This window comes from Reichenbachiella agarivorans (assembly GCF_025502585.1).
In the GTDB taxonomy this organism is placed as follows: Bacteria; Bacteroidota; Bacteroidia; order Cytophagales; family Cyclobacteriaceae; genus Reichenbachiella; species Reichenbachiella agarivorans.
Genome location: NZ_CP106679.1, coordinates 4,300,267 through 4,315,683, shown reverse-complemented (window position 1 = coordinate 4,315,683; position 15,417 = coordinate 4,300,267). Strand labels below are relative to the sequence as shown.

The 15,417-nt window shown below is 44.8% G+C and carries 10 protein-coding genes; all 10 read left to right on the top strand.

Translation table 11 applies throughout. The features are described 5' to 3' along the window. Positions 1-178 precede the first annotated feature (178 nt). The 10 genes from N6H18_RS17900 (at position 179) to N6H18_RS17855 (ending at position 15,414) form a co-directional block, all read left to right on the top strand. Entirely contained in the window at positions 179-3,394 is a 3,216-nt protein-coding gene (locus N6H18_RS17900) for a SusC/RagA family TonB-linked outer membrane protein (protein ID WP_262309652.1), read from the top strand. 38 nt (positions 3,395-3,432) lie between these two features. Next, positions 3,433-4,983: a SusD/RagB family nutrient-binding outer membrane lipoprotein gene (locus tag N6H18_RS17895; protein ID WP_262309651.1), complete on the top strand. Its 1,551-nt coding sequence runs from the start codon at positions 3,433-3,435 to the stop codon at positions 4,981-4,983. 26 nt (positions 4,984-5,009) lie between these two features. Then, positions 5,010-6,110 (top strand): hypothetical protein, encoded by a 1,101-nt coding sequence (locus N6H18_RS17890; protein ID WP_262309650.1) that lies wholly within the window; start codon positions 5,010-5,012, stop codon positions 6,108-6,110. Between the two features lie 98 nt (positions 6,111-6,208). Beyond that, positions 6,209-7,288, top strand: a complete 1,080-nt coding sequence (locus N6H18_RS17885) for a sulfatase-like hydrolase/transferase (RefSeq protein WP_262309649.1) — start codon at positions 6,209-6,211, stop codon at positions 7,286-7,288. Between the two features lie 6 nt (positions 7,289-7,294). Beyond that, complete coding sequence (locus N6H18_RS17880) at positions 7,295-8,962, top strand: metallophosphoesterase family protein (RefSeq protein WP_262309648.1); 1,668 nt, start codon at positions 7,295-7,297, stop codon at positions 8,960-8,962. A 44-nt stretch (positions 8,963-9,006) separates the two neighbouring features. After that, the gene (locus tag N6H18_RS17875) at positions 9,007-10,101 is read left to right on the top strand and encodes a phosphatidylinositol-specific phospholipase C1-like protein (RefSeq protein WP_262309647.1); all 1,095 of its coding nucleotides are present in this window, start codon (positions 9,007-9,009) and stop codon (positions 10,099-10,101) included. Further along, positions 10,098-11,453: a PhoX family protein gene (locus N6H18_RS17870; RefSeq protein WP_262309646.1), complete on the top strand. Its 1,356-nt coding sequence runs from the start codon at positions 10,098-10,100 to the stop codon at positions 11,451-11,453. The genes N6H18_RS17875 and N6H18_RS17870 overlap by 4 nt, the downstream gene beginning before the upstream one ends. Further along, positions 11,450-13,333, top strand: coding sequence for a metallophosphoesterase (locus tag N6H18_RS17865; protein ID WP_262309645.1), 1,884 nt, complete (start codon positions 11,450-11,452; stop codon positions 13,331-13,333). Before N6H18_RS17870 ends, N6H18_RS17865 begins: the two co-directional genes overlap by 4 nt. Beyond that, on the top strand, positions 13,326-14,693 hold the full coding sequence (gene pbfA, locus N6H18_RS17860; RefSeq protein WP_262309644.1) for a (R)-1-hydroxy-2-aminoethylphosphonate ammonia-lyase: 1,368 nt from the start codon (positions 13,326-13,328) through the stop codon (positions 14,691-14,693). Before N6H18_RS17865 ends, pbfA begins: the two co-directional genes overlap by 8 nt. A gap of 31 nt (positions 14,694-14,724) precedes the next feature. After that, complete coding sequence (locus N6H18_RS17855; protein WP_262309643.1) at positions 14,725-15,414, top strand: phosphonatase-like hydrolase; 690 nt, start codon at positions 14,725-14,727, stop codon at positions 15,412-15,414. Positions 15,415-15,417: the final 3 nt, after the last annotated feature.

Below are 15,417 nucleotides of genomic sequence, written 5' to 3'. Positions count from 1 at the left end.
TTAATGCATTTATTTAGAAACAAAGTTACCAAAAGGGTTTCATATTAGTCAATGAATTTAATGTTAACAAACCGTATGTTTTTCGTGAACTAACTTAGAGATACAGTAACATTTTCAACACAGCTACTTTAAAGTAGAGTTTGATATTGCATAGAATAAATCACAAAAACCAAATTCTATGAATTCAACTTTATTTAATCCCGAAAAGATCAAGCTACTCCTAAGTAGTTTGATGCTTGTTTTAGTTTTGTGCTGTACATCCAACGTGATGGCACAGGATAGACGTATCGAGGGTAAGGTTCTCGATGAGTCAGGTAGCTCTATTATTGGTGCTACTGTGATCGTAAAAGAAATTGCATCAGTGGGTAGTATCACTGATATCAATGGCAGCTATGTGCTCAACCTACCGACCGAAGCACAGACCCTCATTGTAACTAGCATAGGTTATGTTACACAAGAGATCGCCATTGGAAACAAAACTGTGATTGATGTCACGTTATCAGAAGATGTAAAACAACTCAATGAAGTCGTCGTGACTGCCTTGGGTGTGGAGAGAGAATCCAAAGCTCTTGGCTACTCTGTACAAGAAGTGCAAGGTGACGACATGACCGAAGCACGAGAAACCAACATGGTCAGTGGCTTGAGTGGCAAAGTAGCTGGTCTGCAAGTGACCAACTCAGGGTCTACGATAGGTGGGTCAGCAAGGGTGACAATCAGAGGAGAGTCCTCATTGAATATCAATGCCAACCAACCATTATTCATCGTAGACGGTATCCCGATTAGTAACCAGGTACAAGGTGCATCTGGTAACAACAACCTTGAAGTCGATTATGGAAATGCTGCAGGGGAGATCAATCCAGACGATATCGCATCCGTGAGTGTACTGAAAGGGCCTGCTGCTGCAGCATTGTACGGTTCTAGAGCTGCCAATGGTGCAATTTTGATCACGACAAAGTCTGGAAAGGGAAAGAAAGGATTGGGTATATCTATCAACTCTAATACGACATTTGAGAACCCTCTCAGATTGCCAGATTGGCAAAATACTTACGGGCAAGGTAATAATGGCCAGTTTGAATTTGTGGATGGTGCTGGATCTGGTACTGCCGATGGTGTGGATGAAAGCTGGGGACCTAAAATGGATGGTCAGTTGATCGCACAATTTGATTCACCAAGAAATGTGGATGGATACAGAGGTGGGGATCTCAATGCACCTGCTGGTAGTACAATTACGCCGACTCCATGGAGCAAAAACTCTGACAACATCGATGAATTCTTTCAAACAGGAGTGACTTTGACCAATAGCATAGCTATAACGTCTGCCAATGATTTTGGAAATGTGAGACTGTCATACACCAATTTGGATCAAAAAGGAATGGTGCCTAACACCGATCTTAAAAGAAATACGCTGGCATTGAATACTGGTATCAACATCACTGATAAGCTGAAAGTGAATGCTGCGATCAACTACATCAATACTGAAAGTGGCAACCGTCCTGCGATTAGCTATGGTACAGAGAGTTTGATGTACCTATGGATCTGGTATGGTCGTCAGATCAATACGAGCAATTTGAGAGAATATTGGATGCCAGGTATGGAGGGAGTGCAGCAGTTCAACTACAACTACAACTACCACGACAATCCTTATTTCACAACATACGAAAACACCAATGGTCAGTCCAAAGACCGAGTATTGGGCAACGTGTCTGCTACCTACAAATTCACGGATGAGTTGAGCTTAATGATCAGAACAGGGACAGATTTTTACAATGAGTTGAGAGACAGAAAGAGAGCATTCAGTACACAGAGATTCCCAGTGGGTATGTACAGAGAGGATAAAATATTCTTCAATGAGCGCAACTCTGATTTCTTGTTGACTTACAACAAAACGTTGAATCAAAACTTTGCTTTTACGCTGTCTGCTGGAGGAAACCAAATGAAGCAGGTCAACAATTACAACAAAACAGTTGCTCCACAGCTATTGATCCCAGGTATCTATAACTTCTCCAACTCAGCGGTGAATCTACAGGCCGAGCAAACTAATTCAGAGAAGAGGATTAACTCTTTTTATGGTTATGGACAGTTTGCCTACAAGAATATGTTGTTCTTGGACATCACAGGACGAAATGACTGGTCTTCTACTTTGCCAGCAGACAACAATAGTTACTTCTACCCATCTGCTACATTGAGTGCAGTGGTAAGCGATATGTTCCAGTTGCCATCTGTGTTTTCATTCATGAAAGTGAGGGCTGCATTTGCTCAGGTAGGAAACGATACCAATCCATATAGCTTGACAAATGTTTTTGTGCCAGGCACAGCATGGGGTTCTACACAAGCCAAAAGTGAGTCTTCTACATTGGCCAACTCTGAGTTGAAACCAGAGCGAACTTCATCATACGAATTTGGAGCAGACTTTAGGTTTTTCAAAGGAAGATTGGGCATGGATTTTACCTACTATGACAACAGAACCAGGGATCAGATCATACCGATTGCGATGGATATCTCTACTGGGTATAATAGCCGCATCATCAATGCAGGAGAGATCCAAAACAATGGTATAGAGCTGATGATGACAGCTACTCCTATTAAATTGAACAATGGCTTGAATTGGGATATCAATGTCAACTTCACCAGAAATAGATCAAAAGTAATCGAATTGGCAGATGGTCTTGATGCCTATACTTTGACAGAAAGTAATGGTGCTTACATCCAAGCTCGTGAGGGTGAAAGAATGGGGAATATCTACGGTGTTGGCTTTGCCAGAGTGGAGGATGTGAACAGTCCATACTATGGTCAGATCATTCATTCTGCCGAAGGAACCCCACTCAGAGGATCGGATTTGCAAATGCAAGGCAACTACAATCCTGACTGGATGATGGGGATCCAAAATACACTTTCTTTCAAAGGGCTTTCATTAGGATTCCTATTTGATATCAGACAAGGTGGTATCGTAGTGTCTCGTACCAAGACGATTGGAAGTACCTCTGGTCAGTTGAAAGAGACGCTCAACGGTCGTGAAAATGGACTTGTTAGCTATGGCGTGATTAGTACAGGTGAAAATTCTTATGAGCCCAATGATGTGGTAATTTCTGCAAGGAATTTTAACAACAGATACTATGAGCGTAACAACGTGGAGGCAGCCAAATATGATGCTTCTTATGTGAAGTTGAGAGAGGTCAAATTGAGCTACGCTATGCCGCAGAAATGGTTTACCGATCTGCCTGTAAGATCTGTGAAGGTATCCATAGTAGGTAGAAACCTAGCACTATGGACAGAAAACCCACATTTCGATCCTGATGTCATGGCGATGAGTGGAGGAACCCTCCAGCCAGGTATCGAAAACATGGCTTACCCATCAGCAAGAAGCTATGGATTCAACATCAATATCAATCTTTAAGCAGAAAGCATACTTCTTAATTTTCTAAAAACAGAAAGATGAAAATATTTAATATAAAACTAATAGCATGGGTGCTGGCTGTCGTGTTGACAGTGACCTCTTGTGACGATGATTTCGAACAGGTAAATACCAACCCAAATAGCCCTGAATCAGTACCTGCATACTTGCTGTTGCCGACAGTGATCAGGAGTGGTGTTTCTCAAAGTGCAGATTTGGCATGGGGATATGGTAATGTTGTGATGCAGTATTCTGCTAAAATCCAGTTTACAAACGAAGATAGATACAACTGGGGACCAGAATCTGATCCATATAATCCCTATTTTGGAGCTATGCGTGATGTACAAAACATCATCATTATTGCAGAAGAGTCAGGTAATGATAACTACAAGGGTGTTGCCTTGGTGATGAAATCATGGATGTATTCGATTATGACAGACACCTATGGAGATTTGCCATATTCTGAAGCAACTTCAGCCAAATCAGGTGTTAACCTGCCTACTTTTGATACCCAAGAAGATATCTACAAGGGCATTATTGCAGATTTAGAAACTGCTAATACCTTGCTTGATCCATCATCTGCTGGGATAGAGGGTGACATTTTATTTGATGGGGAGATCATGATGTGGAAGAAGTTTGCCAATTCACTTTTGTTGAGAATTCACATGAGGTTGTCTGATAGAGTAGATCCTAGCACAGCTATGCAGACCATCATAAGTGATCCTACGACTTATCCGATCATGACAGGAAATGTTGACAATGCTGCTTTGCAGTACTTGCAGGACAATCCGAACCAGCAGCCACTTTATACCACTCGTTCTGGTTCGTATGATGAATACAGATTGAGTGAAAACATGGAGACAATCCTGAAGTCACTAGGTGATAACAGACTTTATGCGTATGCACAACCTACGACTAATTCTGGAGCAGGATTGGTCGGTACTTTGGATGATTATCAAGGAGTACCTAATGGCCTAGCTGATGAAGAAGCATTGGCTTATTCTCCTACTGGAGAGGCTGACAAAGGTGGATCGAATTACATCTCACGTGTGGGTTTGATGTTCTCTTGTTCTGCATGTGATGATTTGGCTTCACCGATAGCAAGACAATCGATCTTGATGAGCTATTCTGAGTTGCAGTTTGTATTGGCAGAGGCGAGAGAGCGTGGATTTATCTCGACTGGTGATGCTAAGACTTACTATATGAATGGTATCCAATCTTCATTTGACTACTATATTTCTAGACTAGATGTGGGTGGCTATACTGAAATCAGTGCTGCAGTAGAGCCAGACGCGACTTATTTCACACAAGCAGATGTAGCCTATACTGGCACACAAGAAGAGCTTTTGGAGAAAATCGGGACACAAAAATGGATCGCATTGTTTTTTAGCGGTATGGAAGCATGGTTTGACTGGAGAAGAACTGGCTACCCGACGATTACGCCAGGGTCTGGAGCAGTTCAGCCTACGGTACCTGTGAGATTCATCTATCCAACCGATGTACAGGCACTCAATAAAGACAATTACGATGCAGTGATCGCTCGTCAGGGGCCAGACAATCTCAACACGAAAGTGTGGTGGGATGTCAAATAAAATATACACTTCTAAAAAATATAAAAATGAAAAAGTATAAAGGAATAATATTAATAATGGTGTTAGGGGTACTCGCATTTGGCTGTTATGATGACCGTGAAGAGGATTTTGCTTTTGAACCATTTACGGAGGTTTTATTTCCATATTCATCTGGTGAGTGGACGGCTATTGATAATTTGACGATTGAGGTGGAGTCTGTCGATTTGCAGTCTGCCAATGTAGAAGCCATTTTAGAAGGGACTGTAATTAATTTGGGGACAGTAAATTTCTCAAATGGTATTGCAACAATTCAGACAACTTGGTCGGAGATCAAAGACGCTAATCGAATAGATGTTATTGCTGAGGATGCGAATACTGGAAATGAATTTAGAACCAAATATTCTATTACTAAAGCTGAGCCTATGTCTACTAAAGCACCTGCTACGGTACACAATGATTCGACTGCAACAGTACAAATCAAAGCATCTACTCGTCAAACAAATATTAAATCCATCAAATTATTTAGAAAATACGAGACTGAAGATACATTTCAAGAAGTTTATAGTCAGGCTTTGAGCAGTTTGACTTTTGACGGAGAATATTCTTTTGTAGTCCCAAAAGAAAGTGATTTAGGTCTTAATACTAAAATATACTTTCGATCAGAGATTGTTTCAGAGGCGGGTTTAATGGCCGCTCAAGAAATTGAAATGCTTGTCATTCCCATAGAATTGAATTCAGTTGGAGAGGAAATATTAACCCTAGATGGAGCCAATTCCTTCAATTTATCATCTATGATGATTGGTTCTGAAGATGATATAGATGCTGAAAATCAGGATGTTATTTTGGTAAGTAATGCTAATACTCTTGAGTTGATATCAAATGCTGTTTCAGGTACTGAGTATGTGATTTCAGAAGATTTTGATTTTGAGACAGCTGATTTTCAATCGGTCAGAGATGCATATGCTATGGGCACACCTTCTTCGAAGATTTCTGATTTGACGGTTGGTATATCAGATATTTCTATTTTGATAAAAGTAGGAAAGCCTACTAGTAAGTCAAATGAATATGCTGTAATTAGAATTTTGGAGATAGTCAAATCTTCGGAGGGGTCAACGACGGTTAGATTGAGCTATAAAGGCAGACTGTAGTAGGAAAACACAAATAAGTATGAGGTTCAATGAGAATACGAACCTCATACTTTAGTAAAAAGGGTGTTCGAATTCAAATAATAATTGTTTTAAGAAATATGAAAAAAATATCAATACTGTGTCTGTTTTGTCTATTCTCAGTGATGGGTATGGCACAAAAAACAGAAAATATCATACTCGTATCTCTTGATGGTCTGAGATGGCAAGAATTGTTCGGAGGAGCAGATTCCCTGCTTGTCGATGATTCTAAATATGTCGAGAATCCAGAAGAGCTCACTGAGGAGTTTTGGGTCAATGATCCACTACAAAGAAGAGAAATGCTGATGCCTTTCTTTTGGAACACCATCGCAGTAGAGGGGCAACTCTACGGCAATAGGAAGTATGGGAATAAGGTAGATTGCAGCAACCAGATGTGGTTTTCATATCCAGGGTACAACGAGATTTTGACAGGCTTTGCAGATGACGAAAATATCAGTAGCAACGATAAAATTAACAATCCCAATGTTACCATTCTAGAGCATCTCAACAATACCAAAAAATACAAGGGGCAAGTGGCTGCTTTCGGGTCTTGGGATGTGTTCCCCTACATCATCAACAGGGAGCGCAGTGGTCTCCCAATCAATGCCGGGTTTGAAAAAGCAACCGACAGCCCTAGCGAGACCGAATCTTTCTTGAACAAGATTCAAGACGAAATCAGAGGGCCTTGGGGTGGCGTTCGGTTGGATGTGTTTACCCATCACTATGCCATGGAATACATGAAGAAAAACAAGCCTAAGGTACTCTATGTCGCCTATGGTGAGACGGATGATTTTGCTCATGATGGCGAGTACGACCAGTATTTGAAGTCTGCGAAGCAAACGGATGCTTACATCAAAGAGCTATGGGATTATGCACAGTCTCAGGAACAGTACAAAGGTAAGACGACACTCATCATCACAACGGATCACGGACGTGGCACACACCCAAAGAAAACTTGGCAGCACCATGGCAACCGCATCAAAGATGCTGGTGAAATCTGGATAGCAGTGATGGGACCAGATTCACCTGCGAAGGGCGAAATCAAAGAAGAAGGGCAGTTTTACCAAAACCAAGTGGCGCGCACTGTCATGGAGGCTCTGGGAGAAAAGTACAAGCAACCTAAAGCTGGTGAAGCAATCAAGGGAGCAATTCAGAAGTAGTGATTCATGAATAGACTAGTTGTTACGTTTGTAATTTTGTTTGTCTGGGGGTGTAGTAGCCCTCAGACTCATTTACCCATTCTTACTTATTCGGATGTGTTACTAGGAGACTTGAAAGCCAATGCAAGGCTGGATTCTCTGATGCATCTACCTGTGATGGCTGGTGTGGATGTCAATCAAGACTGGCAGGTGCTGACCAGTGATATGGTCGGAGGATTAAATCCCACCATACCGTCCTTTGATAGTGCTGTACCTATTACACTCCCACATCGAATCCTACTGCCCAATTCACCGATTTGGTACAGAACCTCTGTGCAATTCGATAACGGCGTACTGCACATTCGTGCCGATGATGGCGCACAGCTTTGGCTCAATGGCCAGCGTGTTCATCGATTGACAGGAGAATATTTCCCCATTCACGCTACATCCAATCAACCTACAGAAATTACGATTCGAGTGCTCAACAATGCCATGGAGGGCGGACTCAGAAGTGTCCAATGGATTGCTCAAAAGGACTGGTCAGACTATCAGAGCACCCAACAAAAACATTACGATCAGTGGATCATAGAGCGAAAGCTCAGCTTGATTCATCCAGATTTGAAACAAGCAGATTTGTCAGCATATCCAGCCATACTCACCGATCCCTACTGGCAATCAGCCAATGATAGTCTCTATCTAAGGTGGCAATCTGAGGGAATAGAGCAGGCAACTGTCCGATTCGGAAAAGATTCTTTGGATCTCAACCAAAACAAAACGGTCTCTGGTGTTTTGGGAAATTTTCTCACAGCTTTCCAGTCCTTTGAGAACAAAATCTATTACCAAATACAACAAGGAAAGACGCAATCGCAGATCTACAGTTTCCAAAAACAAATGGTAAAGGACACTTTCCAATTGGCACTCTGGGGAGATAGCCAAGGAGGATGGGCTACTTTTAGTAAGCTTATATCTCGTATGAATGAACATGAACCCACCTTCGGTTTAGGAGCAGGGGATCTTGTCGATCAGGGCAGTGACCGCTTCGCATATTTACAGTTTGTAGAGGCCTTGAGTCAGTCCACTTTTGTGCATTATCCAGTGCCGGGCAATCATGATTATGATGGGTACTACGATGACCTTAATCCAAAGAATTACTTTGAGTTCGCTGCTTTGCCTCATCAAAAGCAATATTTCTCATGGACAGAGGGCAATTGTGTTTTCATTGCATTGGATCCTGATGAACGGTTTCCTGTTGGGATACCAGAGGGCTCTGCGCAGTACGATTGGTTTATTGAGCAGATTCATTCATCCGCTTGGGTGTCAGCGGAGTGGCGATGGATTGTATTGCATCATCCGCCTTACTCACAAGGTTGGCCAGGCTATCACGGTGAGGTATCTATATTGGAACTCCTAGAGCCGCTTTTTGAATCCACTCGCATCGATCTAGTGGTCGCTGGACACAGCCATGACTATGAGCGATTGATCCGTCAGTTTGGAGCGCAAAAGACAGCGTTTCTGGTTGTAGGTGGCGGAGGTGGTGGACTCGAACCTTCGGGTTTATCCGACTGGCCAGTCATGGATACCGTCATCAAAAAACACCACTATGGTATCGCCACAGTACAAGATAAATCATTGATATTCAGAGCTTATGATCTGGAAAATCAATTGATGGATAGTCTAACCTTAACGCACCAATGATTCACCCAACCCAAAAGAAATTAGCAATTAATCATTTTATATTCATGAAACATTTGACTCCCATATTCTTTCTCTTCCTGACAGCAATCGCCTGTCAACCCAAGCAAGAAACCCAAGAACCAATCAAGCTCAACCAAATGCAAGTCATCGGTAGCCACAACAGCTACAAGAGCGGTATAGAACCCGCCCTGATGCAATTGTTGATTCAAGAAGACTCTGGTGCGATGGGCTTGGACTACAAACACCTGCCACTCGATCAGCAGTTGGATTTGGGACTGAGGAATCTGGAAATAGATGTCGTGTATGACCCAGAAGGAGGGCGTTTTCAGCAGCCTTTGGCTTTGCAGTTGATGGATTCTCTGGGAATCCCAGCCTTACCATTCGATACGGCTCATGAGTTGTCGACTCGGGGTATCAAAACGTTTCATATCCCGGACATTGACTTTAGGAGTCACTGTTTGACTTTCAAGGGGTGTTTGTCGGATGTACGGACCTGGTCTATGGCAAATCCTACCCATTTCCCTATCATCATCACGATCAATCCTAAGAACTCCGGTATCAACAAGCCAGGATATACCGAAGTGACGGCTTTCGATGCACAGGCTTTGGATAGTTTGGATGCGGAGATCGCAGCTGTATTTGCAGATGAAGAGCTGATCACCCCTGGACTGGTACAGGGATCAGCAGCGAGTTTGAGGGAAGCGGTCTTGACTACTGGCTGGCCAGCATTGGACGCTTCGAGAGGGAAAGTCTTGTTTGTCTTCGATGCAGGTCGTGAACTAACTGAGCAGTATTTGCAAGGTGACGTAGCGAGCAAACCAATGTTCGTGGATGTAGAAGAGACACACCCTATGGCTGCATTTTTCATCATGAATGATCCGATTGAGCAGGAGCAGGAAATCAGAGAGCGAGTCAAAAAGGGCTACATGGTCAGAACCCGCGCAGATGCCAATACAGATGAAGCGAGGAAGAACAACTACGAGCGATTCGAGGCTGCCAAACGCTCAGGCGCACAGGTGATCACGACAGATTACTATGTCAAAGAAATCAATCCATTCAGTACTTTCCAAGTCACATTTGATAGCTCGACCTACGAAAGAAGCAATCCTGTATCTATCAATCTCAACCAAGCACAATGAATTCACGAAGAAAATTTATCAAACAGTCTGCAGTAGTTTCCATAGGGTTTGCCGGACTAGCACAGTACCTGACCCATTGTTCGTTTGCCAAAAATGAAACCATGACAGCTGCCAATCAATGGTTGGAATTGCCGAAAGGATTCGAGGCAAAGATCATCTCCCAATGGGGACAGAAAATGTCAGATGGATTCTTTGTACCGAGCAGAGCGGATGGTATGGCGGCTTTTGATTTGGATGGGAAAGTCGTCCTCATCCGCAACCATGAGAACAGCCCTAAACCCATAGAATTTGGTCCATTTGGCAAAGATTTGGAGCTGTTTGATCTGTTGCACAAAGAGCAGTTTTATGACCATGGATTTGGGAAAAATCCAAGTCTTGGGGGTACGACCACTGTGGTATTTGACGAAGAGAAGCAGGAAGTAGAGAAGCAGTTTTTAAGCCTGATCGGTACCAATCGCAACTGCGCAGGAGGACCGACTCCATGGAACACCTGGATCACCTGTGAGGAAGACACTACGCCACAAGGCGAAGAAAATGAGCAGTCTCATGGATACAATTTTGAGATTCCTGTCAGTGGCACAGGATTGATCGTACCTAAGCCCATCAAGGCGATGGGTCGCTTCAACCACGAAGCGGTGGCTGTAGATCCCAGTACTGGCATAGTCTATCAGACCGAGGATCAGCACGACAGTTTGATCTATCGTTACCTGCCTCATGTGCCGGGAGAGCTCCATGAAGGAGGCGTGCTACAGGCCTTGGTTATCAAAGATCAGTCGAGCTTTGATACACGAAATATTGAACAACAGGCGCTGGCAGTTGGCCAGTCACTTGCTGTGGAATGGATGACACTTGACAATGTCGAAAGCCCAGCGGATGATTTGCGCCACAGAGGTTTCGAAGCGGGAGCGGCTGTTTTTGATAGAGGCGAAGGGATGTGGTATGGTAACGAAGAGGTCTATTTTGCCTGTACCAATGGCGGCAAGAACCGCTCAGGTCAGGTGTTCAAATACAAACCGAGTCCGTTTGAGGGGACTGATCGGGAAGCCGAACAGCCCGGTGTTTTGACTTTGTTTGCAGAACCCAATGATACCGAGATACTGAAGTTCTGCGACAACCTGACCGTTTCACCATGGGGTGATGTGATCCTGGTGGAGGATGTAGCGGGTGCTTACATCCGAGGCATCAAGCCGAACGGAGAGATCTACAACATTGGTAGAAATGTAGGCTCCAAATCAGAGCTCACGGGCGTATGTTTTTCGCCATCCGGCAAAACACTATTCGTCAATGTACAAGAAGAAGGGCTCACCATGGCCATCACAGGGCCTTGGGACCAATTGAGAGACAAAGTATGAAAAGATTATTAATTCTACTTGTTTTGATAGGGGCAGTACAATTTTCGCGAGCACAGGACGCCCTCAGCGAATGGTGGTTTTGGCCAGACTATACGCTGGATCGCCATGCCAATAACCCTATCGGACCAAGATTAGAATCGCCTAAGTCACCCGTTGCTCCTTTGAAATACAAGACCTATCCGTTTGAGTTTTTCGGTCAAGATCCAACGGAGCGAGTCGAAGGTTTTTTCCCTTCTGAGCGAGTGCCAACGGAGGCTTTTTCGGTGGAACTCTGGTTGCTCTACCATGTCAATCAAGAGGTGGGCATTATGACCACCTATCGTTATCAGCATGAGGAGAAAGATCCGCTGTGGTTGCTGGGTGTCTATGGTCGTCAGGTAGTCTTTACGCTCAAAGATCAGGAGTCGGCGTTTTCTAGCGCGCTGAATGTTGAAGTGGAGGGACGCGGATGGAAGAATTACTGGGCACATCTGGTAGCCACCTATGACGGACAGTTCATGAAACTCTACCTCAATGGCGAACTGAAAGCTCAGATGAAAGTCGGTAAAATCATGCAATACGACCCGAAAGTCATGCAGTTGGAGAATGCTGCCTACCTCTCTCATGAGCCCTACATGCAGATGGGAGATTTGTTGAAGTGTCAGCGACTGTATCGTCAGGCTTTGAGCAAAAAGAAGATTGAAAAGAACTTCGAAGACTTTCAAAACCTGACCATAGAAGGGAAACTCTACCCAGACTTGTTTCACTACAATGCAGGACCTTACCTACAGATGGGTACGCCTACCCAGATGGGGATCGTCTGGGAAACCAGCGAACCCGCCAATACAGTGATTGAGTACGGGACGTCTGTGCCCTTGACGGAAAGTGTGAAGCTAGAGACCCTAAAAAGCAACCGCGAAACAGGTACAGTTGAAGGCAGCAACATCAATCAATACGTATTCAAAAACCTAGAACCGGGTCAAGCTTATTTCTACAACATCAAATCAACCACCAAGGAAGGGCAGGTGATAGAAAGCGGAATTTCGACCTTCAAAACGGGAGAGGTTGAGCCAGCATCTTTCACCTTCTCGGTGATAGGTGATACGGAAGCGCGTCCACATGTCAACAACCGTGTGTCCAAGTTGCTTTGGGACGAGCGACCTGAGTTTCTGCTCAATCTTGGAGACCTGACTGATGGCGGCCAAGAGGCCAACAAGTTCCAGTGGAACTATGAGTACTTCCATGCCATGAGTCAACTGACCTCACGCATTCCGGTGTATCCAGTTGCGGGCAATGGAGAGGGTGATCTGTATTGGTTCAATCAGTACCACATCTTGCCGTACAAGGACAAGGCCTACTACAAATTCACCTATGGCAATGCGGAGTTCTTCATGCTCGATAGCAACCGAAAGGATCAGTTTGCGGAGGGAGCGGAGCAGTATGTCTGGCTAGAGGAACAGCTGCAGCACTCTACTGCTGAGTGGAAGTTCGTGGCGCATCATCATGCACCCTATTCCTCGGATGAGGACGACTATGGAGACAGTTGGAAGGAATCCACCTCCATGGGCGACCCAGAGATCAAGCCCATCGTGCCACTCTACGAAAAGTACGGCGTGGACATGGTCTTCTTCGGTCACCTGCATACCTATCAGCGGACCCATCAGATATTGGACAACAAAGTCACCAAAACCAAAGGTGTGACTTATGTCCAAGCCGGTGGTGCAGGCGGTAATTTGGAGGATTTTGCACCGACTCGTTCATGGTTCAGTGCCAAGACATTCAGGGGACATCACTACTTGACCATCGAGGTGTTTGGGGACGAGCTGGAGCTGCGCATGTACGATAGCGAAGGCCGAATGAAAGACATATTTAAACTCAATAAATCAACCAACCATGAGTAACATGACTGCCTCCTTCGTGCAGCAAGGAGATACGCACAAGTCTGGGGTGCAGAGCCGAAAGGCCGAATCCCTGAGTCAAGCGTCACGGACGATATTGAATCGTGATGCCAATATTTTTTTGCACCAAGCATTGTCTTCGCCTGTGATGAATGTCATCGACAGGGCAGAGGGCGCTTACATCTTCGACCATGACGGCAAGCGCTACTTCGACCTGCATGGCAATGGCGTACACCACATCGGGTACAACAACCCTGCGGTCATAGCAGCCATCAAACGTCAACTGGACGATCAGTTGAGTTTTGCTCCGAGACGTTACACGGCACAGGTGACGGTGGATTTTGCGGAGAAGCTGGTGTCGATGGCACCTGAGGAACTGGATCGAGTGTTGTTTTGTCCGGGAGGATCGGAGGCGATCGAGATGGCGGTGATGCTCGCCAAGCGGGTGACGGGCAAGTGGAAGACAGTTTCCTTTTGGAATCAATTTCATGGCAGCACCTTTCAAGCAGCGACGCTCAGTGGCAATGCCCACTGGACGACTGGCGTGGGTCCCATGGTGCCGGGTGCATTTTTCGTGGAGTTCCCGAACTATTACCGCAATCCCTGGGGCATAGATCCTGCTGATACAGATGCCATCGATGCTGCCTATCTTGATCAGCTGCGTGTGGTGTTTCAGAACAATCCAGATATTGCAGCGGTGGTCGGGACACCTGTGGCATCTACGCCTTTTATCCCGACAGCTAGATATTGGCAGACTGTGAGAACACTTTGTGATGAGTATGGCGCATTTTTGATCTTTGATGAAATCGTGTGTGGCATGGGACGAACGGGTAAAATGTTTGCCGCGGAGCACTATGTCACCCCTGATGTATTGGTGGTGGGCAAGTCTCTAGGCGGAGGTATTCTGCCGTTTGCAGGTATCTTGACCAAGGACAAATACAACGTCGTGGCAGATTATTCGATCGGGCATTTTACGCATGAGAAGAGTCCGATTAGTGCAGCAGCGGGGCATGCCACGATTGACTTCATTCAGCATGAAGAATTGGTGTCACGTGCGGAATCATTGGGTAGCTACCTGCTCAAAGGATTGCAAGAGATGGCAGCTGCGTATGATCAGATCGGTCATGTGGACGGGATCGGTTTGCTTCTGTCGATAGATCTGGTGACCTCAAAGAAGTCCAAAGAACGGAACCCAACTTTAGCGAATGCGGTATTGGAATATGGCCTGTCCAAAGGCTTGTCATTCAAAGTGATCGATACCAATGTGGTCACACTGCATCCTCCCTTGATCATTAGTCAGGACGAAGCGGATTTTATCCTGGAGAGCTTCAGACAGATTTTCAAAAGCTTAATAAAAAATTAACCATTGTGCTTCGGCATTATAATATAGATATATGAATTTGAACGGAATAGAGCTGGTCGTATTTGACATGGCTGGCACCACAGTAGAAGAAGGAAAAACAGTGTATCAGTGTGTGAAAAAAGCATTGGAAAGAGTCGGCATCCATCTGGAGTTGGAAGAGGTGTTTAGAGCAGTGGGTGGGATGAACAAAACCGAAGGCATCAATCAGTTGATTGATGCGCATGCGCCTGAGGCTAGTGATGAAGAGCGTGAGGCAGTCAATGCAGATTTTTTTAAGATTTTGATCAAAAAATACGAAGAGACAGATGAAATAAAGGCTTTTCCAGGAGCGGTAGAGTTATTTGCAGAACTACACAACCGTGGGATCAAAGTAGCCCTAGATACTGGCTATAGTCGGGAGATTGTGGACCTATTGCTCAAGCGTCTAGGCTGGACTGGAAGTGATTTGATCGATTTCACAGTGACCAGTGATGAAGTAGAATCGGGCAGACCCTCGCCAGAGATGATCCAAAAGATCATGGCGCATTTTGGAATCACAGACGCACAGCGAGTCGTCAAAGTAGGGGATACCCAATCCGATATGGAAGAGGGACTCAACGCCCAGTGCAAGTACATCGTAGGCGTAGCGTCCAACATGTACAGCCGCGAAGAATTGACAGCTTTGGGTGCGACACATGTCGTCTCCAATCTGATGGAAATCATGGATTACGCCAAAGTATAAGAC